At 70.3% G+C, this 19,544-nt stretch carries 23 protein-coding genes and 1 tRNA gene; 16 read left to right on the top strand and 8 right to left on the bottom strand.

What is annotated here, in order from left to right:
- The first annotated feature begins 62 nt into the window (after window positions 1-62).
- Together C1J01_RS07985 and C1J01_RS07980 are read left to right on the top strand one after the other, a co-directional pair.
- Entirely contained in the window at window positions 63-779 is a 717-nt protein-coding gene (locus C1J01_RS07985) for a GntR family transcriptional regulator (RefSeq protein WP_220039790.1), read from the top strand.
- Window positions 780-961: 182 nt separating this feature from the next.
- On the top strand, window positions 962-2,194 hold the full coding sequence (locus C1J01_RS07980; protein ID WP_111177629.1) for an MFS transporter: 1,233 nt from the start codon (window positions 962-964) through the stop codon (window positions 2,192-2,194).
- Here C1J01_RS07980 and C1J01_RS07975 read toward each other — a convergent pair.
- Complete coding sequence (locus C1J01_RS07975) at window positions 2,099-2,395, bottom strand: glycosyltransferase family protein (protein ID WP_235854317.1); 297 nt, start codon at window positions 2,393-2,395, stop codon at window positions 2,099-2,101. The two genes, C1J01_RS07980 and C1J01_RS07975, sit on opposite strands and share 96 nt — an antisense overlap.
- A gap of 157 nt (window positions 2,396-2,552) precedes the next feature.
- Between C1J01_RS07975 and C1J01_RS07970 the strand changes: the two genes are divergently transcribed.
- The 8 genes from C1J01_RS07970 (at window position 2,553) to C1J01_RS07935 (ending at window position 8,257) form a co-directional block, all read left to right on the top strand.
- Window positions 2,553-2,984 carry a plasmid replication, integration and excision activator gene (locus C1J01_RS07970; protein ID WP_111177627.1) on the top strand — a complete coding sequence of 144 codons (432 nt, stop codon included), beginning with the start codon at window positions 2,553-2,555 and terminating at the stop codon, window positions 2,982-2,984.
- Window positions 2,985-3,251, top strand: a complete 267-nt coding sequence (locus tag C1J01_RS07965) for a hypothetical protein (protein WP_111177625.1) — start codon at window positions 2,985-2,987, stop codon at window positions 3,249-3,251. It begins immediately after the preceding gene.
- On the top strand, window positions 3,248-3,571 hold the full coding sequence (locus C1J01_RS07960) for a hypothetical protein (protein WP_111177623.1): 324 nt from the start codon (window positions 3,248-3,250) through the stop codon (window positions 3,569-3,571). Before C1J01_RS07965 ends, C1J01_RS07960 begins: the two co-directional genes overlap by 4 nt.
- Before the next feature lie 89 nt (window positions 3,572-3,660).
- A complete protein-coding gene (locus C1J01_RS07955) occupies window positions 3,661-5,088 on the top strand; it encodes an FtsK/SpoIIIE domain-containing protein (RefSeq protein WP_111177621.1) in 1,428 nt (475 codons plus the stop codon).
- Window positions 5,085-5,291 (top strand): hypothetical protein, encoded by a 207-nt coding sequence (locus C1J01_RS07950; RefSeq protein ID WP_111177619.1) that lies wholly within the window; start codon window positions 5,085-5,087, stop codon window positions 5,289-5,291. Before C1J01_RS07955 ends, C1J01_RS07950 begins: the two co-directional genes overlap by 4 nt.
- Window positions 5,288-6,895 (top strand): replication initiator, encoded by a 1,608-nt coding sequence (locus tag C1J01_RS07945; protein ID WP_111177617.1) that lies wholly within the window; start codon window positions 5,288-5,290, stop codon window positions 6,893-6,895. Before C1J01_RS07950 ends, C1J01_RS07945 begins: the two co-directional genes overlap by 4 nt.
- Window positions 6,896-6,908: 13 nt before the next feature.
- Window positions 6,909-7,100 carry a helix-turn-helix domain-containing protein gene (locus tag C1J01_RS07940; RefSeq protein ID WP_111177615.1) on the top strand — a complete coding sequence of 64 codons (192 nt, stop codon included), beginning with the start codon at window positions 6,909-6,911 and terminating at the stop codon, window positions 7,098-7,100.
- Window positions 7,101-7,114: 14 nt separating this feature from the next.
- Window positions 7,115-8,257 (top strand): tyrosine-type recombinase/integrase, encoded by a 1,143-nt coding sequence (locus C1J01_RS07935; protein WP_111177613.1) that lies wholly within the window; start codon window positions 7,115-7,117, stop codon window positions 8,255-8,257.
- A gap of 56 nt (window positions 8,258-8,313) precedes the next feature.
- Here the strand turns inward: C1J01_RS07935 and C1J01_RS07930 are convergent.
- The 3 genes from C1J01_RS07930 to C1J01_RS51130 form a co-directional block, all read right to left on the bottom strand.
- Window positions 8,314-8,389: transfer RNA gene (locus C1J01_RS07930), tRNA-Ala, on the bottom strand.
- Window positions 8,390-8,405: 16 nt separating this feature from the next.
- A complete protein-coding gene (locus C1J01_RS07925; RefSeq protein WP_111177611.1) occupies window positions 8,406-9,125 on the bottom strand; it encodes an HAD-IA family hydrolase in 720 nt (239 codons plus the stop codon).
- A 15-nt stretch (window positions 9,126-9,140) separates the two neighbouring features.
- Window positions 9,141-9,260, bottom strand: coding sequence for a DLW-39 family protein (locus C1J01_RS51130; protein WP_020542320.1), 120 nt, complete (start codon window positions 9,258-9,260; stop codon window positions 9,141-9,143).
- A 413-nt stretch (window positions 9,261-9,673) separates the two neighbouring features.
- On the opposite strand from C1J01_RS51130, the gene C1J01_RS07920 reads away from it, so the two are divergent.
- The 3 genes from C1J01_RS07920 to C1J01_RS07910 are packed head-to-tail and all read left to right on the top strand — an operon-like array spanning window position 9,674 to window position 13,007.
- A complete protein-coding gene (locus tag C1J01_RS07920; protein WP_111177609.1) occupies window positions 9,674-9,886 on the top strand; it encodes a heavy-metal-associated domain-containing protein in 213 nt (70 codons plus the stop codon).
- Window positions 9,883-10,770: a DUF8832 domain-containing protein gene (locus C1J01_RS07915; protein WP_111177607.1), complete on the top strand. Its 888-nt coding sequence runs from the start codon at window positions 9,883-9,885 to the stop codon at window positions 10,768-10,770. Before C1J01_RS07920 ends, C1J01_RS07915 begins: the two co-directional genes overlap by 4 nt.
- Before the next feature lie 23 nt (window positions 10,771-10,793).
- The gene (locus C1J01_RS07910; protein ID WP_111177605.1) at window positions 10,794-13,007 is read left to right on the top strand and encodes a heavy metal translocating P-type ATPase; all 2,214 of its coding nucleotides are present in this window, start codon (window positions 10,794-10,796) and stop codon (window positions 13,005-13,007) included.
- On the opposite strand, the gene C1J01_RS07905 is transcribed toward C1J01_RS07910, so the two are convergent.
- Window positions 12,990-14,138, bottom strand: coding sequence for an MFS transporter (locus C1J01_RS07905; protein ID WP_235854324.1), 1,149 nt, complete (start codon window positions 14,136-14,138; stop codon window positions 12,990-12,992). The two genes, C1J01_RS07910 and C1J01_RS07905, sit on opposite strands and share 18 nt — an antisense overlap.
- Window positions 14,139-14,253: 115 nt before the next feature.
- On the opposite strand from C1J01_RS07905, the gene pdxR reads away from it, so the two are divergent.
- The gene (pdxR, locus tag C1J01_RS07900; RefSeq protein WP_111177601.1) at window positions 14,254-15,654 is read left to right on the top strand and encodes a MocR-like pyridoxine biosynthesis transcription factor PdxR; all 1,401 of its coding nucleotides are present in this window, start codon (window positions 14,254-14,256) and stop codon (window positions 15,652-15,654) included.
- Here pdxR and C1J01_RS07895 read toward each other — a convergent pair.
- From C1J01_RS07895 to C1J01_RS07885, 3 genes are all read right to left on the bottom strand, one after another.
- The gene (locus C1J01_RS07895) at window positions 15,610-16,128 is read right to left on the bottom strand and encodes a universal stress protein (RefSeq protein ID WP_111177599.1); all 519 of its coding nucleotides are present in this window, start codon (window positions 16,126-16,128) and stop codon (window positions 15,610-15,612) included. The two genes, pdxR and C1J01_RS07895, sit on opposite strands and share 45 nt — an antisense overlap.
- Window positions 16,129-16,221: 93 nt before the next feature.
- A complete protein-coding gene (locus C1J01_RS07890; protein ID WP_146615493.1) occupies window positions 16,222-16,941 on the bottom strand; it encodes a hypothetical protein in 720 nt (239 codons plus the stop codon).
- A 25-nt stretch (window positions 16,942-16,966) separates the two neighbouring features.
- Complete coding sequence (locus C1J01_RS07885; RefSeq protein WP_111177595.1) at window positions 16,967-18,304, bottom strand: aminotransferase class I/II-fold pyridoxal phosphate-dependent enzyme; 1,338 nt, start codon at window positions 18,302-18,304, stop codon at window positions 16,967-16,969.
- Window positions 18,305-18,329: 25 nt separating this feature from the next.
- On the opposite strand from C1J01_RS07885, the gene C1J01_RS07880 reads away from it, so the two are divergent.
- Both C1J01_RS07880 and C1J01_RS07875 read left to right on the top strand, forming a co-directional pair.
- Window positions 18,330-18,959 carry an FMN-binding negative transcriptional regulator gene (locus tag C1J01_RS07880; protein WP_111177593.1) on the top strand — a complete coding sequence of 210 codons (630 nt, stop codon included), beginning with the start codon at window positions 18,330-18,332 and terminating at the stop codon, window positions 18,957-18,959.
- Window positions 18,960-18,968: 9 nt separating this feature from the next.
- Entirely contained in the window at window positions 18,969-19,430 is a 462-nt protein-coding gene (locus C1J01_RS07875; protein WP_111177591.1) for a GbsR/MarR family transcriptional regulator, read from the top strand.
- The last annotated feature ends 114 nt before the right edge of the window (window positions 19,431-19,544 follow it).

The raw sequence follows: 19,544 nt of genomic DNA, 5'->3' as shown, positions 1-19,544 counted from the left end.
TACGCTCAAACTTGGTAAAACAACCTGTCGGGTGTTGGACGGTCAAAATGTCGCTAGAGTCCGTGCCGCCGAAGTATGCGCAGCTTGTGCAGGCCCTTCAACGGCGTATCGAGTCGGGAACCTACCAGCCGGGCTCTCTCCTCCCCAGCGAACACCAGCTCATCGCGGAGTTCGGTGTCTCCCGGCCCACCGTGGTGGCCGCGCTGCGGGTGCTGCGTGAACAGGGCTGGATCGAGTCCCAGCAGGGCAAGGGCCGGTTCGTGCGCGGTCGTCCCGCGATGGCATCGGTGGAGTCCAACCGGCGTGGACAGGCTTTCCTGACCAATCCCGAGACCGACTCCCCCGGCAAACTCGTGGAGGCGGGCTCGGCCGCGCTGCCCAACCGTGTGGCCACGTTGCTGAACGTACAGCCCAAGAGCAGGGCGTTCCTGCGCCGACGCCTCGTGACCCGTGACGGCGAGCCAACCGAGCTGGTTTCTCTGTGGCTGCCCCTGGAGTTGTCCGAAGGCACCGATCTGACCAGCGGCGAGCCGCTGCCGCAGGGCATCCGTGAGCATCTGCAAACACGCAAGGGCGTGCGCTTCGATCACATCGTGGAGCAGATCACCGCGCGCATGCCCACCGCTGGTGAGGCCAAGCAGCTCGGCATGCCGAAGAACGTGCCGCTCCTGGCGGTGTTCGGAGCTGTCCGGGATGCCTCTGGTCTGCCGCTGGTCGTGGTTGAAGTGCTGCTTCCGGCTGATCGTCACGAGCTGGAGGACGCGTACCCGGTCCGGTAGGGCACCGCGACGACCTGATGGAGATCCTCATAGATCACGCTGCCGGGGGCGGTCGTCTCGACGCACACGCAGTGCAATTGGTGGGCGGCGAGGATCTCCAGGTAGCCGGAGACGCGTTCGATGAGAAGGCCGGCTGAGGACTTGAACCATGCTGCGGCGCCAACGCCCCTAGGGTAGATCAGATGCCCCCCGCTTTCCGTTGGTACGTCACCGCCGACGGCTTCAGCCAGTTCGGCACCCAAGTCACGCGCGTGGCCCTCCCGCTGGTCGCGCTGCTGGTGCTCGACGCGGGCCCGTTCGAGCTCGGCCTGCTCAGCGCCGCCGGGATGATCGGTTTCCTCCTCTTCGGGCTGCCCGCCGGCGTGTGGGTGGACCGGTTGCGCAGGAAGCCCATCCTGGTGACGGCCGACGTGATGCGCGCGGTGTCCCTGGCGTCCATCCCGATCGCTGCGCTGTTCGACGCGCTCACGCTGGCGCAGCTCTACGCGGTCGCCGTGATCGTCAGCATCGGCACGGCCTTCTTCGACGTCGCCCACCTGAGCTTCCTGCCCTCCATCGTGACCAAGGAGCAGCTGCCCAAGAGCATGGGGACCCTGGAGTCCGTGCGCAGCCTCGCCGGGCTCTTCGGCCCGGGCCTCGGCGGCTGGCTCGTGCAGGTGCTCACGGCGCCCATCGCCATCGTGGTCGACGCGGTGAGCTACATGGTCTCCGCCACCCTGCTGGCGACCGTCAAGGCCAAGGAGACTCCCTCCGGGGGGCGCGTAAGCCTGATGGAGGGCCTGCGCTACGTGCTCGGCCACCCCGTCCTGCGCCTGGTCGGCCTCGTCGGCGCCATGAACATGTTCATCAGCGGCATCTGGGCCATCGTCCAGCCGTTGTACCTGGTCGACGAGCTGGGCGTGAGCGCGGCGGGCTACGGCCTGATGGTCTCGGGCGCGGGAGTGGGCGGCCTGCTCGGCGCGCTCCTCGCGTCACGCGTGATCGCCCGCCTCGGTCACGGCCCCACGATGTGGGGCACAGCCGTCCTCATGCTGCCGCTCTTCGTGCTCGTCGCTTTCACGGGACCCGGGTGGCGGCTCGCCCTGTTCCCGATCGGCATGGCGCTCATCTCCCTGGTCGGGGTCATGAACAACGTCGCCCAGGGCAGTTACCGCCAGGCGATCTGCCCAGAAGCCCTGCGCGGCAGGATGAACGCCAGCCTCCGCTTCCTCATGTGGGGTTCGCTGCCGCTCGGCGGTGTCGTCGGCGGGCTGCTGGGCGAGGCCATCACCATTCACCAACTCCTGTGGATCGCCTGCCTCGGCTCCGTGGCGGCCAACCTACCCTTCGTGCTGGCACCCGCCATACGAAAGCTCAAGCTCACGGACGACGGCGGCCGTGAGGACTCCGAGGCCAAGGAGGACAGCCGCGCGTAGGTCGTCGGGGGTGTCGACGTTGCGCCTGACCGAGTCGATGTCGTCGAGGCACAGCTCCTTGGCGCCGCCCGCCAGATGCTTGGCCCGCGACTCGCCGCCGAAACGCGGCGTGAACGGCGTGCCGGTGTAGAAGGTCGTGCCCACGTCGAGCGCGTCGGGGACGAAGGCCTGCTCGAACTCCTCTGCCGCCCTCACGTACACCGGGCAATTCCTCCTTGATCGCGTGGCTATGTGTCTACCGGATTGGCAAGTGGTCCGTCACCTCGCTCCAGGTAACTTGACGTAGCAAGTTTGAGCGACCTAATCTCGGAGCATCACTTGATAGGTCAAGTGTCAGACATCCAAGAGAGGAGCCGTCATGGCTCTGCAAGGCCCCATCCCCGTCACCTTCGCCATGGTCTTCCCGCACGGCTGCTACATCGTCGGCGAGGTCGAGCCCGTCAAGGACTTCGACGCCTCGTCCAACGGCCGGTTCGTGCAGGCCCGCGACAAGCAGACCGCAGAACTGGTCTGGCAGGTCGCGGTCATGGACGGTGACCCGACCCTCAAGCCCGCCCAGAAGACAGTGGCGGTCAAGATCCTGGCTCCGGTTCAGCCGGTGCCGCCGCAGCCGATGCCGGGCCTACCCTTCACGCCGGTCGAGTTCGACGGCATCACGATCACGCCGTACGTCAACGCCGCCGGACGTCTCGCGTACTCGATCAAGGTCCGCGAGATGCGCGCACCCGGCCAGACCACCCACTCCACCCAGACCCAGAGCAAGGCTTCGGCCGGAAAGGACGCCGCTTAAATGACCCGTCGCCGTACCCCGCGCAACAGCGTGATCCGGCTGACCACCGGGCGCGCCGCCCGCACCCTCAACCACCCGTTCGCCCGCCGTGAGCCCGTCCTGGCGCTCGACTTCGGCGCCACCTCCGTCCTGGTCACCACCAACGGACCCGTGACCTTCGAGGACCTGGAATTCGCGCGCCAGCTCGCCCGCGAGTCCTACCGCTTCGCACGCTCTCTGGAGCGCAGCTTCCACGGCCTGCCCGACGGCAAGGGCGTAGCGGCGTGAACGAGCACGAGCACACGCCGTACACCTACGTCACCGTGTCCCTACGACCGGAAGCCACGCCGCACGTCGGTGTCTCCTTCCACACCGCTGACCTCAAGGTTCGTGCCGGGCTCCTGTTCGACAAGCCGCGCCCGTACCTGGAGCTGTGCTCGCACGAGGCCGCGGTGCACCTGTCCACCACCGGAGCCGGACCGGTCACCCACGCCGACCTGGCCACCGCCCGCGAACTCTTCACCGCCGCCGCTCGCTACCTGGCCGACTGTGAGCAGCTGCACGCCGAACAGCCGGCCAGCCCGGACGCCGCCGACACGGCGGCCTGACAAGAAGGCGGGGCCGCTGGAAGCGGCAACTTCCGGCGGCCCCTCGGTTCTCCCCTGAAATCCCAGACATCACGAGAGGTTCCCAGCTTATGTTCAAGCGGCTGCCTGGCGACGAGGCGCGCAACCTCGTCTCCACCACGCCCGACACGGCCGTCGTCTTCCGCCCGGCCGTGGTTACCACACCCGCCATCCTCACCATCGTCCTCCTCGTATGCCGCACACTGGCGAGGCTCGTCCGCACGATCTGGCGCCACCCCGTCGCCTGTGCCATCCCGGTCGTCCTCGGCGCTGCCTGGTACGTCTACGGCTGGCCTGCCTCGGCATCGCTGCTCGGCACGGTCGTTCTGGTCCTGGCATCGTGGGCGTTCATCGACCGGCCATCGTTCGCCCGCCTGGTCGGCTACCGGCTGCTGGCCTGGTGGCGGCTCGTCTGGATCTACCGGCGGCACTGGCAACCCGTCATGATCGTCTCCGGTCTCGGCCGTCACATCCGGGGACGTGACTACGTGCCCGTCCTTGGCAAGGTCACCTGCACATCATGGGCTGATCAGGTCACCGTGCGGATGCTGAAGGGCCAAGCGGTCAAGGACTGGGCCGACCGTACCGATCACCTGGCCCAAGGGTTCGGCGCGACGTCGTGCCGGGTCGCGCTGTCGCAGGCCGGACGGCTGACGCTGACCTTCCCGCGCAACGACCCACTGTCTCAACCTCTGCCAGCGCTTCCCGTGCATGAGGAACCGACGGTGGGACCGGTCGAGATCGGCAAGCGTGAGGACGGGCGACCGTGGCGGCTCAAGGTACATGGAACCCATGTCCTCGTCGCCGGAGCGACCGGGGCTGGCAAAGGGTCGATTATCTGGTCCGTCATCCGTTCCCTGCTTCCCGCCACCCGGGCGGGCCTGGTCGAGTTGTGGGCGCTGGACCCCAAGCTCATGGAGCTGTCCTACGGGCGCGACCTGTTCGGCTCCCGGTACGCGGCCACTCCCGAGGAGTGCGCCGACCTGCTGGACGAGGCGGTCAGCGTCATGCAGAAGCGAGCGGCGCACTTCGCTGGGCTCCAGCGCTCCCACACCCCCACCATCGAGGACCCGTTCGTCCTGGTCGTCGTGGATGAGGTGGCGTTCCTGACCGCCTACCAATCCGATCGGCAACTGCGGCAACGCATCTCCTCAGCGCTGGCCATCCTCACCACCCAAGGACGCGCGGTCGGGGTCGGCGTCCTGGCCGCTCTCCAGGACCCGCGCAAGGAGGTCATGAACATCCGCAACCTGTTCCCCGACAAGATCGCTCTCCGGCTGGATGAGTCGGAACAGGTGGACATGGTCCTCGGCGACGGCGCACGCGACCGAGGCGCCCTCGCCGACCACATCTCACCCGTCCCCGAGCTGGGCGCGGGCATCGGCTACATCCGGCTGGAAGCCAACCCCGAACCCGTCCGGGTCCGCGCCGCCTACGTCTCCGACCACGACATCCGCGCCATGGTCGACGCCTACGCCTCCTACGGGGAGGCCGCGTGAAGATCTGCTTCCACGGCACCGCCGACGAAATCAGCCTGGTCGCAGCCCGCCCGCTGATGGTCCTGCTGACCGCGCACGACCTGCCCCGCATGCGGGTCTTCGAGCTCTACCGCTCCCACATCGCCAAGGCTCACCCGGACCTGGAGCGCTACCGGCTGTGCGCCGTGATGACCGAGACCACCGACGAAGGGAGGACCGTATGACCCATCCGCACGACCGCGCACTCCCCCGGGCCGTCCGCCAGGCCATGCCGCTGGCCCGTGACGTGCTCGAAGAGGTCGCGAAGCTCCACGGTGTCTGCATCCGGCCCGTCGCTCTGCGGCGGCTCGACGTTGTCACCGGTAAGGCCGAGATCATCGATGTCCCGTGCGGCTCCACCCTGGACAGCAAGTGCCCTCCGTGTGCCAAGCGCAATCGTCAGCTGCGCATGGCCCAGTGCCGGGAGGGCTGGCACCTCGACGCCGAACCGGCCATCACGCCGGACGAGTCGACCGAGGAACAGCGCTGGCTGGTCGAGTTCCGCGCCGACATGCAGGCCAAGCGGGACGCCGCCGAACAGGCCGGCGACGACACCGCCGACCTGGACGCCGTCCTCGTCGGCCTGGACGAGGAGATCAATGCCGCCGGGATGCGGGGCAGCGTCACCGGATCCGCGGTGTCCAAGCGCACCCGTTCAACTCGGCGGCGACAGGACGCGCCGAACCTGCCCAAGCGGAAGATGACCGACACCACCTTGGGCCGTACCTTCACCAGTTCTGATGGCAAGGTCTACCGGCCGTCGCTGTTCGTTACGCTTACCCTGCCCAGCTACGGCAAAGTCCGTGATGGCGTCCCGATCGACCCGGACACCTACGACTACCGGCGTGCTGCTCGGGACGCGCTGCACTTCCCTAAGGTGATCGATCGGTTCGTGCAGAACCTGCGCCGGGTCGCGGGCTATGACGTGCAGTACTTCGCCTCCGTCGAACCCCAGAAGCGGCTTGCTCCGCACCTGCACATGGCCATCCGGGGCACCCTGCCCCGCGCGGAGATCAAGCAGATCGCCGCTGCCACCTATCACCAGGTGTGGTGGCCATCCGCTGATGAGGTGCGCTTCAACGGCGATCATCTGCCGGTATGGGACGAGCAGAGCGGCTACGTTGACCCGGCTACCGGGGAGGTCCTGCCCACCTGGGATCAAGCCCTCGACCACCTCGACACCGACGAGGACGCCGAGCCCTTGCACGTGATCCGCTTCGGCACTCAGGTGGACGTGCAAGGCGTCCTCTCCGGAACCCCGGACGCCGATCAGTGCATCCGGTACCTGTCCAAGTACCTGACCAAGTCAATCGGCGACACTCTCGACGGCGGCCAGGCCCAGCGTGAACACGCCACCCGCATGGTCGATGCCTTGCGCTACGAACCCTGCTCACCCGCCTGCCCGAACTGGCTGCGCTACGGCGTCCAGCCCAAGAACGCCAAGCCCGGCATGCAGCCCGGCCGATGCCGCTCGAAGGCACACAAGCCCGAACACCTCGGCTACGCGGGCCGTCGCGTCCTGGTCTCCCGTAAGTGGTCGAACAAGACCCTCGCTGAACACAAGCAGGACCGCCGTACCTGGGTCCTGGAAGCCCTCGGCCAGGCCGACGAACCCACCGACCCCCACCGCTACATCTGGCGACCCATCCCGGCCGCAGACGCCAACGTGCCATCCCTGGCAATGCGGCTCCTGCGGTCGGTCCGTGAACGCCAACGCTGGCGAGCCCACCTCAGAGAGCTGGAAGCCACAGCCGGACAAGACCTCTCGGCAACTCCACAGGCCGCGTGAAGGAGGGAGATAGATGGAGCAACTACTGACCGTCGATGAAGCGGCCGACATGCTGCACACCTCGGTCCGCTTCGTCCGCCGCCTGATCTCTGAACGCCGGATCGAGTTCGTGAAGGTCGGACGCCACGTCCGCATCCGAGAGTCCGCACTGGTCGCTTTCGTTGTCGCCGGAACCGTCACGCCGATGACGGCCGGCACCGTCTAGGAAAGGGCAGCCTGATGGCCAACAAAGACGGACACCGACGTTTCGGCAATATCCGCAAGCGCGAGTCCGGGCGATACCAGATCCGCTATCCAGGGCCGGACGGGCGTCTTCGCACGGGAACGACCACCTACGCCACCAGGACAGAGGCCGACCGTGCTCTGACGATCATCGAGGCGAAGATGATTTCAGGCAACTGGACAGATCCCGATCGCGGCAAGATCCTGCTGGGCGAGTACGCCCGAGCCTGGATCAAGGAGCGTCCCGGCCTGCGTCCCAAGACCATCGAGAACTACACGTGGCTGCTGGAGCGGCACATCCTGCCAACGCTCGGCGGCGTTCAGGTCGGCAAGATCACAACGCAGATGATCCGCGCATGGCGATCCGAACGCCTGGAGCAGGGCGCGGCAATCTCGGTGGTCGCCAAGGCGTACCGGTTCCTCCGAGCCGTCCTCATGACGGCGGCAGAAGAGGACAAGCTGATCAGCCGTAACCCGTGCCGGATCAAGGGTGCGGACAATGAGCACACGCCCGAACGACCCGTGATCACGGTGTCTCAGGTGTTCGAGCTTGCCGACCGGATGACGGACAAGCGATTTCGGGCGCTGATCCTGCTGGCCACGTTCGCAAGCCTGCGCTGGGGTGAGGTGATCGCACTTCGGCGGCATGACCTCGACCTGGTCGCGCGCACGGTTCGGGTCCGGGAACAGCTCATCGAACTGGACGGCGGCGAGATGCGCCTGTGCCCGGTCAAGTCCAAGGCCGGCCGCCGTACGATCGGCATCCCTGCCGCCATCATCCCCGCCCTCAGCGAACATCTTGCGTCCTATGTCGGCCCCGAAGAGGACGCGTTCGTGTTCCTCGGGAAGAACGGCGGCTTCCTGCGTGGCAGCAACTTCCGGCGCTCCGCGAAGTGGGGAGACGCGCTCAAGGAGATGGGGCTTACGGGCCTGCACTTCCACGATCTTCGCCACACGGGGAACACACTGGCCGCGCAGTCAGGGGCGAGCCTGGCCGACCTCAAGGCGCGGATGGGACACGACAGCGATCGGGCCGCGGTCATCTACCAGCATGCGACCATGGATGCTGACCAGCGGATCGCAGACGCTCTCAGCGCGCGGGTGGAGGCGGAGAGGAAGGATCGCCGTCTGGATGGCTAATGGCCCGTTAATGGCCCGAGCACCCCGCCACAAGATCAGTGGCGGGGTGTTTTCGCTGGTGGAGCCTAGGAGATTCGAACTCCTGACTTCCTGCTTGCAAAGCAGGCGCTCTGCCAACTGAGCTAAGGCCCCCTGGGACGAAGATAGCTTACCCGGCCGAGGATGGCGCCTGTGTCTCCCCCAGGAGGATCAGGCCGGGGAAGTCGGCGATCGAGTCGAGGATGTGGGTGGCGCCGCCCTTGAGGAGGCGTTCGCGGCTGTGTACGCCGGTCATCACGCCCGCCACGATCGAGGCGCCGGCGCGCTTGCCGCACAACATGTCGCTCTCCGAGTCGCCCACGACGGCCACCTGGCGGACGTCGTCCACGCCCAGGCGCAGCACCGCGTGCAGGACCATGTCGGGCCAGGGGCGGCCGCGGCCGCCGGCGTCTTCCGGGGAGATGGCGAGGTCGATCTTGTCGTGCCAGCCGAGCACGCTGAGGACGCGGCTCAGCGTCGTACGGCTGAAGCCGGTGATCAGGGCGAGCTTGATGCCCGTGCCGCGGAGCTTGTCGAGGACCTCCAGGACGCCGGGCATGGGAACGAGGCCCGCGCGCTCGATGGCGCCCTCGTAGGAGCGTTCGAACGTCAGGTTCGCCGCCTGGGCCTGGGCCTCGTTTCCGGGGAAGATCCCGCGGAACACGTCGATCTTGGGGCAGCCCCGGGACCGGTGCACGTGAACCATGGCACGCGCGTACGCTCCGGTCCCGGGCACTATGCCCTGGGTCGCGATCGCCTCGGCGAAGGCGCGCTCGACCATGGCGATGTCACCGACTGTGGTGCCCGCCAGGTCCAGGCACACCAGCTTGATGGGGACGACGTCACTCATCGCCTCGCCGGTCGGTTAGTTCTCGCTGCCGGTCGCCTCGGTCCAGAGATCGAGCTCTGCGCGGTCGGCCTGCACCTTACGCCAGATCAGCAACCCCCCAAGGGCGATCAGCGCCAGAACGAGCAGCTTCTTCACGGTGTGACCCCACTTCTTCGACGGCCTCACCTGCCGGGGTGAGACCCAACGGTTGACAAGCAGCCTAGCAAGGTATGGCTGCGCTCCCTGTGTTGTGCACTGTCCAGATGTGCGGAATGCGCGAAGGTGGCCCTTCACCCCCAGGTGAGGCCCACCTTCGCTCCTGACCGAATCCGGCCGGCCCGCCGTGGACGACATCCGAGACCCCGTTCCGGGCAACCCCATCATGGACAACAGCCTGATCATGCCAAATATCCCGCCGACGCGCGCATCCACGGTATGTCGCCCAGAGTTGACATACCCCTGGCGGGTATATTACGTTCCGCCTTGAAGTCGAGTACATACCCTAGGGGGGTACGGTGTTAGACTTCGAGACGAAGAATGGACGGCAACGCCACACCTGAGGAGAGACCATGAGCACCACCACTTTCACCGTGAAGGGCATGACCTGCGGCCACTGCGTGAGCTCCGTCAAGGAGGAGGTCGGCGAGGTGGCCGGCGTGACCAAGGTCGACGTCGACCTGGCCAGCGGCCTGCTGACCGTTGACAGCGACGGCCCCGTCGACCCGGCGCGGATCGCCGCCGCGGTCGAAGAGGCCGGATACGAGTTGGCCGGGCGGTCATGAACACGGCCGCCAAGCTCGGTTCCTACGCTCTGGGGCTCGCCGTCGTCTTCGGCGGCGCCCTGGGCGTGGGCAAGGCCACGGCCGTGAGCCCGAGCCCGGCGGCGGCCGCACCGGCGACAAAGCCTGCACATGCCACGGAAGACGCCGCCATCAATACCCCCGGGGGGCTCCAAGTGTCCCAGGACGGCTACACCCTCGATCCCACCACCCCGATCGCGACCGGCGCGCCCGCCGACTTCACGTTCCGGATCATCGGCCCCGACGGCGGCCCGGTCACCGGCTACGAGGTCGCGCACGACAAGTCCATGCACCTCATCGTCGCCTCCCGCGACCTGACGAGCTTCCAGCACGTGCATCCCGAGATGGCCCCCGACGGCACGTGGTCGGTCAAGCTGGCGGTCCCGGAGGCGGGCCCGTACCGCGCGTTCGCGGACTTCGTGCCGAAGGGCGGGCAAGGTCTCACGCTGGGGGCCGACCTGCAGGCCGCGGGCGACTACCGGCCCAGGCCGCTCCCCCAGGCCGGCCGCACGGCGACGGTCGGCGACTACACTGTGAGCCTCGCCGGAGACCTGGTCGCCGGGCGTTCCAGCAAGGTCACGCTGACGGTGAGCAAGGGCGGCGAGCCGGTCACCGACCTGCAGCCCTACCTCGGCGCGTACGGTCACCTGGTCGCGCTGCGCGCCGGCGACCTGGCCTATCTCCACGTACATCCCGAAGAGAGCGCAGAGGCGGGCCCGGAGATCACGTTCTACGTGGAGGCGCCGAGCCGCGGCGACTACCGCCTGTTCCTCGACTTCCAGCACGGGGGCGAGGTCCGTACGGCGGCCTTCACCGCCACGGCCACCCCCGGCGACGGAGACGCCACCCCCCACGGCCGCAGCTGAAGGACGCGAAGAAAGGAGAGGTCATGACTTCGCTCACCGAGCCCGGCACCGAGTCCGGGCAGAGAGCCGTCGAGCTCACCATCGGCGGCATGACCTGCGCGTCCTGTGCCAACCGCATCGAACGCAAGCTCAACAAACTTGACGGCGTGACGGCGTCGGTCAACTACGCGACGGAGAAGGCCAAGGTCGTCTTCCCTGCGGGCGTCGACCCGCAGGACCTGATCAGCGAGGTGGAGAAGGCCGGTTACACGGCCGCGCTGCCGGCGCCGCCGCAGGCCGAGGAGCCACCGGACGAGCTGCGTTCGCTGCGGCAACGACTGGTCACCGCGGTGGTGCTGTCCGTGCCGGTGGTGGCGATGGCGATGATCCCGCCGCTGCAGTTCACGTACTGGCAGTGGTCGTCGCTGACGCTGGCGGCGCCGGTGGTGGCGTACGCGGGCTGGCCGTTCCACAAGGCGGCGTGGACGAATCTGCGCCACGGCGCCGCGACGATGGACACGCTGATCTCGCTCGGCACGCTGGCGGCGCTCGGCTGGTCGGTGTGGGCGCTGTTCTTCGGCGAGGCGGGCATGCCGGGCATGACCCACCCGTTCTCGTTCGCGATCGAGCGGGGCGCCGGGGCGGACGCGATCTACCTGGAGACGGCGGCGGCGGTGACGGCGTTCATCCTGGCCGGGCGCTACTTCGAGGCCCGCTCCAAGCGGCGGGCCGGGGCGGCGCTGCGGGCGTTGATGGAGCTGGGCGCCAAGGACGTCGAGCTCGCCGACGGCGGGCGTGTGCCGGTCGAGCGGCTCAAGGCCGGCGACCGGTTCGTGGTGCGGCCCGGTGAGAAGATCGCCACCGACGGCGTGGTCGAAGAGGGCTCCTCGGCGGTGGACGCCTCGATGCTGACGGGCGAGTCCGTTCCGGTCGAGGTCAAGCCGGGCGACGGGGTGACCGGCGCGACGGTGAACGCGGGCGGCCGGCTGGTCGTCCGGGCGACCCGGGTGGGGGCCGACACGCAGCTCGCGCAGATGGCGCGGCTCGTGGAGGAGGCCCAGACGGGCAAGGCGCAGGTGCAGCGGCTCGCCGACCGCGTCTCGGGCGTGTTCGTCCCCGTCGTGATCGCGCTCGCCGTGGGGACACTGGGCTACTGGCTCGGTACGGGCGAGGGCGCGACGGCGGCGTTCACCGCGGCGGTGGCGGTGCTGATCATCGCCTGCCCGTGCGCGCTCGGCCTGGCCACGCCGACGGCGCTGCTGGTCGGCACCGGCCGCGGCGCCCAGCTCGGCATCCTGATCAAGGGCCCCGAGGTGCTGGAGTCGACACGCAGGATCGACACGATCGTCCTCGACAAGACGGGCACGGTCACGGCGGGCACGATGTCCCTCACGGCCGTGCACCTGGCCGAGGGCGAGAGCCGCGAGGAGGTGCTGCGGCTCGCCGGGGCGCTGGAGCACGCCTCCGAGCACCCGATCGCCCGCGCCGTCGCGAAGGAGGCCCGCTCCGACGCGGCCGTGGAGGGCTTCACGAACGTCGAGGGTCTCGGCGTGCAGGGCGTCGTGGACGGGCACGCGGTGCTCGTCGGCCGCCCCCGGCTGCTGGAGGAGTGGTCCCAGCGCCTGCCCGCCGACCTGGCCCGCAGGCTGGCCGAGGAGGAGGCCGCGGGCCGTACGGCGGTGGCGGTCGGCTGGGACGGCAGGGCCCGCGCGGTGCTGGTCGTGTCCGACGTGGTCAAGCCGACCAGCAAGGAGGCGATCGCGCAGCTCAAGGCCCTGGGCCTGACCCCGGTGCTGCTCACCGGCGACAACGAGGCCGTGGCCCGGACGGTCGCGGCCGAGGTCGGCATCGACGAGGTGATCGCCGGAGTGCTGCCCGCGGGCAAGGTCGACGTGGTCAAGCGGCTGCAGTCGGAGGGCAAGGTCGTGGCGATGGTGGGCGACGGCGTCAACGACGCCGCCGCGCTGGCCCAGGCCGACCTGGGCCTCGCGATGGGCACCGGCACCGACGCGGCCATCGAGGCCTCCGACCTCACCCTCGTCCGGGGTGACCTGAAGGTCGCGCCCGACGCGATCAGGCTCGCGCGCCGGACCCTCAAGGTCATCAAGGGCAACCTGTTCTGGGCGTTCGCCTACAACGTGGCCGCGCTGCCGCTGGCCGCGCTGGGCCTGCTCAACCCGATGATCGCCGGGGCGGCGATGGCGTTCTCCAGCGTGTTCGTGGTCAGCAACAGCCTGCGGCTACGCGGGTTCAGGTGACCTGCGCGGAAGGGCCCATCTGACGGCCGGCGCCATCGCGGCGCCGGCCGCCACGAACACGGCGCCGGTCACCAGCCACCCCAGGGTGCCGCCGCCGATCACCAGCGTGGTCAGCACGACGGGCCCGAGCATCCGGGCCACGGCCACGCCGGTGCCGAAGAACCCCTGGTACTGCCCCTGACGGTCGTCGGGGGCGAGCGTGAAGCTGATCTCCCACGACCCGGAGGCCAGCAGCATCTCCGCCGCCACCTGCAGCACCACGCCGACGAGCAGGAACATCCATCCGTACGGGCTGAGCGCGAACACCGCGCAGGCCGCGAACATCACCAGCCCCGCCAGCCGGACCGCCGCCGAGGCGTCCCGCAGCCCCTTGATCCGCCGGGCGACGCGCACCTGGAAGAGCAGCACGCTCGCCGTGTTGACGAGCAGCAGCGCGGAGACCATCCAGGACGGCGCGCTGGTACGGGTGGCGATCCACAGCGGCACGACCAGGCTGAGCAGCGGCATGTAGAACAACATCACCGCGTTGATCAGCGTGACCAGCGCGTACGGCCGGTCCCTGAGCACGGCGAGGCGCGGCCCCGGCGAGACGGGCGCGGGCGGCACGGCGGGCAGCCCGAGCAGCAGCCCGGCGGCGACCAGGAAGGCCAGGGCGTCCAGGGCGAAGAGGGTCAGGTACGCGGCCGGGGTGTCGAGGTGCAGCGCGATCCCGCCCAGCGCGGCGCCGACGGCCAGGCCGCCGTTGAGGGTGGCCTGCAACACGGCCCGGACGACCGTGCGTTCGGCGGGCTCGACCAGGGCGGCGAGCAGCGCCTGGCGGGCGGCCGACAGGCCGGTCTGCGCGGTGCCGTACAGGCTGGTAGCGAGGACGAACAGCGGAAACGACCGGACGACGAGGAAGGCGGCGACCGCCGCGGCGGTGGCCAGCGCGAGCGCGACGGCCACGCCGCGCGGCCCGCGCCGGTCGGCGAGATGCCCGAGCGGCACGCCGGCCACCGAGCCGACGGCCCAGCCCACGGTGAGGCCGAGCCCGATCTCGGTGGCCGACAGCCCGACGATCCTGGCGAAGTAGAACGCGGACGTGACGAGGAAGGCGCCGTCACCGATGGAGCCGACAAGCTGCGCATGCACCAAGATCCGGCGATATTTCATGATTCATACGTCCATTCGTTCGCTCATGAGTCCATCGTGGCCGACTGCTTGTCCCGCGATAAGCTCCAATTTCCGGCGAAATGATTGGGCCAAGATGGACGTGCACATCAGCCTCGAAGGCCGCTCCGACCTGGCCGCTCAGGTCTACCGCCAGCTGCTCGACGCCATCCTCGACGGCCGCCTCCGCTCGGGCGAGCGGCTCGCGCCGACCAGGGAGCTGGCCCGCCGGCTGGAGATCTCCAGGAACACCGTCGCCCTCGCCTACGACCGGCTGGTGGCGGACGGGTTCCTGGTGGGGCGGGCCGGCGCGGGCACGTTCGTGTCGGCCGAGCCGGTCAGGGGCCGCGCCGCCCCGACGGGCGTGGTGCTGCCACGCCCGTTCTGGCGTGGCGTGGAGCCCGAGCCCGCCGTGCCCGGCGCCCGGTACGACTTCCGCGCCGGCGTCCCCGACGCGCGGCTGTTCCCGATGGACACCTGGCGCCGGCTGGTGGGCCGCGAGCTGCGGGCGGGCATCGCGACCTACGGTGACCCGTCCGGTCACGGGCCGCTGCGCGAGGCGATCTCCCGGCACATCGGCATCAGCCGCTCGGTGCTCGCCGGTCCCGACGACGTGCTCGTCACCAACGGCGCGCAGCAGGCGCTCGACCTCGTCGGCCGCGTGCTGATCGAGCCGGGCGCCGTCGTGGCGGTCGAGGAGCCCGGCTATCCCCCGGCCCGGCTGTTGTTCCGCTCGCTCGGCGCGCGGGTCGTGGGCGTCCCGGTGGACGCCGAGGGCATCGACGTCGCGGCGATCCCGCGTTCGGCGCGCATCGTCTACGTCACGCCCTCCCACCAGTTCCCGCTGGGCACGCCGATGTCGCTGGCCCGCCGCGCCGCCCTGCTGGCCTGGGCCGAGCGCCGTCGCGCGGTGGTGATCGAGGACGACTACGACAGCGAGTTCCGCTTCGGCGCACGCCCGCTCGAACCCCTGCAGAGCCTCGACCGCGCCGGCCGCGTCATCTACGTCGGCTCGTTCTCCAAGACGCTGCTGCCCATGCTCAGGATCGGCTTCCTGGTCGCGCCCGCCTCGCTCGCGCCCGCGCTGCGCACGGCCAAACGACTGTGCGACTGGCACAGCGAGCTGCCCACGCAGGCGGCCCTGGCCCGCTTCATCGACGAGGGCCTGCTGGCCAGGCACATCAGAAAAGCCACCCGCGAGTACGCCGCCCGCCACGTCCTGATCGCCGAGGCGCTGGCCGCCGACGACCGCCTGGAGCCGGTGCCGTCCGCGGCGGGCCTGCACCTCTGCGCCCGCCTCGCCCCCGGAGTGTCCGTACGTCCGGCGCCCGGCGTGCTGGCGTTCGAGTCGCTGGAGGAGTACTGCGGCGAGGAACCCGCGCAGCGCGGACTGGTGCTCGGCTACGGCGTGATCGGCCGCGACGCCATCCCCGAAGGGCTGCGCCTGCTCAGGTCACGGATGTCGGCGGGTCCAGAAACGCCGGCCGCGCGCTTCTGACATCTCCGGGTCGTCGGGCGGCGTCGGCTGCTTGACGATGACGACCGTCGTGCGCGCGTGCCGCGCGCAGTACATGCTGGTCGAGGGCAGGAAGATGCGGCTGAACAGCCCGCGTCTCCCCCGGCCCAGCACCAGCAGATCGCCTTCGCGCGCCAGATCGACGAGGTGGTAGCCGGGGTCGCCGACCCGGGCGACGACGACGGTCGTCACGTCGTCGGGGATCCCGCCCGCGACGTCCTCGAACACGCCCTCGATCACCTCGGCGCAGCGCGCCTCCTCCCCTGCCCGGATGGCGTGCTGGACGGGCAGCGCCTCGGGGAAGGGATGGACAGGCGCGCGGCTGACGTGCACGGCCACGATGGCCATCCGGTGCAGCCTGGCCGCCCCGATGGCCCAGGCCAGCGCCCAGCGCGCGGCCGGTGATTCGTCGACTCCGACGACCAGCCGCGCACCGCCGGGCAGATCCTGTTCCACGGTGCCTCCTGTTGAAGTACGACCATAGTGCGCCTCCTGGCCTGTTACCGGGAGGTGGCACTTTGGGAACTCCGAAGTCCTCCTCGCAGCCTTCTAGACGAGTCTCAGCAGGCCCTCGTAGAGCGTCTCGCGCTCGGTGTCCGACAGGAGTCCGTACGGCGCTCCGGCCAGGCGGTTGGTCTCCGCCTCGATCGCGGCGCGCAGCGGCCCGTCCGGCAGGCCGACGATCTCGGCCGCCGACAGGCCCGCCGCCCGCCAGGCCGCGGCGTGGGCGTCGGCCCGGTGGTAGCGCAGGGCGGAGAGCCGGTTGAACAGCAGCAGCCCCGGCCCCGCCCCCTCCGGCTCGTACGGCGGCGCGACCAGCTCCAGCGCGCCGCCGGGCAGCCGTTCGGCCCCGTCGAGCACGCGGCCCGCCAGCGCGGCCAGGCCCGGCAGGTCGTCGCCCGTCCAGACGCGCGCGGACGCCTCATCGTGCAGCTCGTAGAGCCGGCGGACGAACGCCGAACCCCGGCCCGCGAGGCGCAGCGTGCCGTCGGCGTCCTCGGCCAGGGTGCCCTCGCGCAGGTGTTCCGCCACGCCGGACTCGTGGTCGGCCGGGTCGCCGTACCGGTAGATCGTGGCCAGGTCGCGGCGGGAGAGCGGGCGCAGGGGGAGGATGAAGCGCAGGTCCGACAGCAGGCCGGGGGTCACGTCCGACGCTTCGGCGAGGTCGGCGACCGCTCGGGCCGCCGCCGCGTGCACGTTGACGTAGGCCGCGCCGATGACGGGCGCAATCATCGCCGCATACTCCGCCAGGTCCTGAAATTTCGGCATCAGCGGGATTATGCCGCTTTTGCGGCTAGCCGTAACGGCCTTCAGCGGCGGGGAGGAGTGCGGCGGCCAGGTCGGCCGCGAGCGGCTCGATCTCCTCGGGACGCAGCGACGAGACGGTCACGCGCAGCCCGGGCGGCGAGCCGATCCGGTTGCGGGCGCCCGGCGCGCAGGCCCAGCCGCGGGGGAGCAGCCGGGTGATCGCGGTGGTCTCGTCGGCGACGGGGATCCACACGTTCAGGCCGCTGCGCCCGTGCGCGCGCACGCCGTGCCCGGCGAGCGCCTCGACCAGGCCGTCCCGCCGCCTGCCGTACGCCGCCGCGACCGCCGCTGTGTCCACCGCCCGCGTACGCCACAGGTGCGCGACGGCGCGCTGCAGCAGGTGGCTGACCCAGCCCGCGGCCAGCCGCTGACGCCCGCGCAGCCGGCCCAGCGTGACCGGGTCGCCGGTGACCAGGGCGAGCCGCAGGTCGGGCCCGAGCGCCTTGGCCGTGGACCGGATGAGGATCCACTTGTTCACCGAGCCGGCCAGCGGATGCAGGGGGAGGTCCACGAACCCGGAGCCGTGGTCGTCCTCGATCAGCAGCACCTCGGGGTGGCCCGCCAGCGCTTCCCGCAGCTCGGCGGCGCGGGCGGCGGTGACGGCGGCACCGGTGGGGTTCTGAGCGCGCGCCGTGATGACGACCGCCCGCGCGCCCGCCCGCAGGGCTCGGGCGAGCTCGTCAGGCAGCGGGCCGTCGTCGTCGAGGCGCATCGGCACCGGACGCAGCCCGAGCACGGTGACGAGGTCGAGCAGCGCCGTCCAACCGGGGTCCTCGACGGCGATCGGGTCGCCGGGGCGCAGATGGGCGGCGAGCACGCGCTCCACCGCGTCGAGGGTGCCCGACGTGATCGCCAGCGGTCCTTCGGGAACGCCGTCCGCTCGCAGGCGTTCCCCGGCCAGCGCGACGAGCTCCTCGTCGTCGCCGGTGCCGTACATGGCGGGGCGTTCCTCGTGGGCGCGCGCGGCGGCGGCCAGCGCGTCGTACAGGGGAGGGAGCAGCGCGGGATCGGGGTTGCCGGTCGCCAGGTCGCGCGCGCCCGGCGGCACCTCGATGCGGATCGCCTCCCGGAACGTGCTGGCCGGCCGGGGCCTGACGCGGGTGCCGCGCCGTCCGGCCGTCTCCACGACGCCGCGCTCGCGCAGCAGCCGGTACGCCGCCGCGGCCGTGCCCGCGCTGACCCCGGCGCGGGCGGCGACCTCCCGCACCGGCGGCAGGAGCGCGCCCGGCGGGAGCCGTCCCTCGGACACGGCGACCTCGACACCGGCCGCGATCTCACTGGCCGTCCCACCGGCAATCGTGTAATTTTCTAGCACAAACCACATTATGTACTAATACAAAGAGGCAAACGTGCTCATCCATCCTTGGGACGCCGCCCGCGACGACGACGAATGGCGGAGCTGGCTGCGTACGCGCGACTTCGGGCAGCTCGCGGCCAACGGCGTGGACGGAGGCGCCCCGGTGGTGGTGCCGACGCACTTCCGGTACGACGGCGACGAGGTCGTGCTCCACCTGGCCAGACCGAACCCGATCTGGGCGGCGCTGGAGGCCAATCCGGCGGCGGTGGTGAGCGTGCACGACGAGTACGCCTACATCCCCACCGGCTGGCGCTCCGACTCGCCGGAGACCGGGGTGCCGACGAGCTACTACGCGGCCGTCCAGCTCGTCTGCCGCGCGCGGATCGTGGACGACCGGGAGGGCAAGGCCGACATCTTGCGCCGCCAGCTCGCCCACCACCAGCCGGACGGCGACCACGGCGAGGTCGCCGCCGACGCGGGCCCGTACCACAGGAACCTGTCGGCGATCCGCGGCCTGCGGCTGGAGGTCGTGGACGTGCGCGCCAAGTTCAAGTACGACGACCACAAGCCGGACGCGCTCCGGACCCGCGTCGCCGCGGGGCTCGCCGAGCGCCGGCTGCCCGGCGACGCGGCCGTCCTGGAGCGGCAGCGAAGCCGGGGGGCCGGAAGGAGCGCGGGTTAGTCTGGCCGCATGCGGGACGGTCCGGACCTGACGAAGGTGCTCGACTGGGTCGAGCGGGTGGCGGCGTTCGTCTCGGGGGAGTGGGGGCTCACTCCGGTCACCGGCCGCGTGCTGGCCTGGCTGATGGCCTGCGACCCGCCGGAGCAGACGGCCGCGGAGATCGCCGGGGCCGTCGGGGCGAGCCGGGCCTCGCTCACCACGAGCCTGCGGCTGCTGACGTCCGCCCGGGTCGTCGGCCGGGTGCGCAGGCCCGGTGACCGTACGGTGTACTACCGGATCGAGGACGACGCCTGGAGCCGGATCATCGAGCAGCGGCTGGCCGCGTTCTCGGCGTTCGACCGGCTGGCGGCCGAGGGGCTGCGGCTGGGCTGGGCCGACGAGGTGCAGACGGCCCGCATCCGCTCGGCCAGGAGCTCCATCGCCGACCTGCTTCGCAGGCTTGACGACACGTCACCCACAGCCTGTGGATAACCACCCCAATCTGTGGACAACACGCCTTCGCCCAGCTCGGGACGCCTTCTCTCCCGACCCTCGCCGAGCGAGCGCCGCCCGCCTGCCCTTCGGCGCGTTTCCCCAGCTCAACCC

Source organism: Nonomuraea aridisoli (assembly GCF_003236395.1).
GTDB lineage: Bacteria > Actinomycetota > Actinomycetes > Streptosporangiales > Streptosporangiaceae > Nonomuraea > Nonomuraea aridisoli.
The sequence above is the reverse complement of the archived record's forward strand: the minus strand, read 5'-3'. Positions and strand labels throughout refer to the sequence as shown.

Coding starts and splice junctions, on each gene's coding strand:
- C1J01_RS07980 (WP_111177629.1), top strand. CDS start 962: ATGCCCCCCGCTTTCCGTTGGTACGTCACCGCCGACGGCTTCAGCCAG.
- C1J01_RS07970 (WP_111177627.1), top strand. CDS start 2,553: ATGGCTCTGCAAGGCCCCATCCCCGTCACCTTCGCCATGGTCTTCCCG.
- C1J01_RS07965 (WP_111177625.1), top strand. CDS start 2,985: ATGACCCGTCGCCGTACCCCGCGCAACAGCGTGATCCGGCTGACCACC.
- C1J01_RS07955 (WP_111177621.1), top strand. CDS start 3,661: ATGTTCAAGCGGCTGCCTGGCGACGAGGCGCGCAACCTCGTCTCCACC.
- C1J01_RS07945 (WP_111177617.1), top strand. CDS start 5,288: ATGACCCATCCGCACGACCGCGCACTCCCCCGGGCCGTCCGCCAGGCC.
- C1J01_RS07940 (WP_111177615.1), top strand. CDS start 6,909: ATGGAGCAACTACTGACCGTCGATGAAGCGGCCGACATGCTGCACACC.
- C1J01_RS07935 (WP_111177613.1), top strand. CDS start 7,115: ATGGCCAACAAAGACGGACACCGACGTTTCGGCAATATCCGCAAGCGC.
- C1J01_RS07925 (WP_111177611.1), bottom strand. CDS start 9,125: ATGAGTGACGTCGTCCCCATCAAGCTGGTGTGCCTGGACCTGGCGGGC.
- C1J01_RS07920 (WP_111177609.1), top strand. CDS start 9,674: ATGAGCACCACCACTTTCACCGTGAAGGGCATGACCTGCGGCCACTGC.
- C1J01_RS07915 (WP_111177607.1), top strand. CDS start 9,883: ATGAACACGGCCGCCAAGCTCGGTTCCTACGCTCTGGGGCTCGCCGTC.
- C1J01_RS07910 (WP_111177605.1), top strand. CDS start 10,794: ATGACTTCGCTCACCGAGCCCGGCACCGAGTCCGGGCAGAGAGCCGTC.
- pdxR (WP_111177601.1), top strand. CDS start 14,254: ATGGACGTGCACATCAGCCTCGAAGGCCGCTCCGACCTGGCCGCTCAG.
- C1J01_RS07890 (WP_146615493.1), bottom strand. CDS start 16,941: ATGCCGAAATTTCAGGACCTGGCGGAGTATGCGGCGATGATTGCGCCC.
- C1J01_RS07885 (WP_111177595.1), bottom strand. CDS start 18,304: ATGTGGTTTGTGCTAGAAAATTACACGATTGCCGGTGGGACGGCCAGT.
- C1J01_RS07875 (WP_111177591.1), top strand. CDS start 18,969: ATGCGGGACGGTCCGGACCTGACGAAGGTGCTCGACTGGGTCGAGCGG.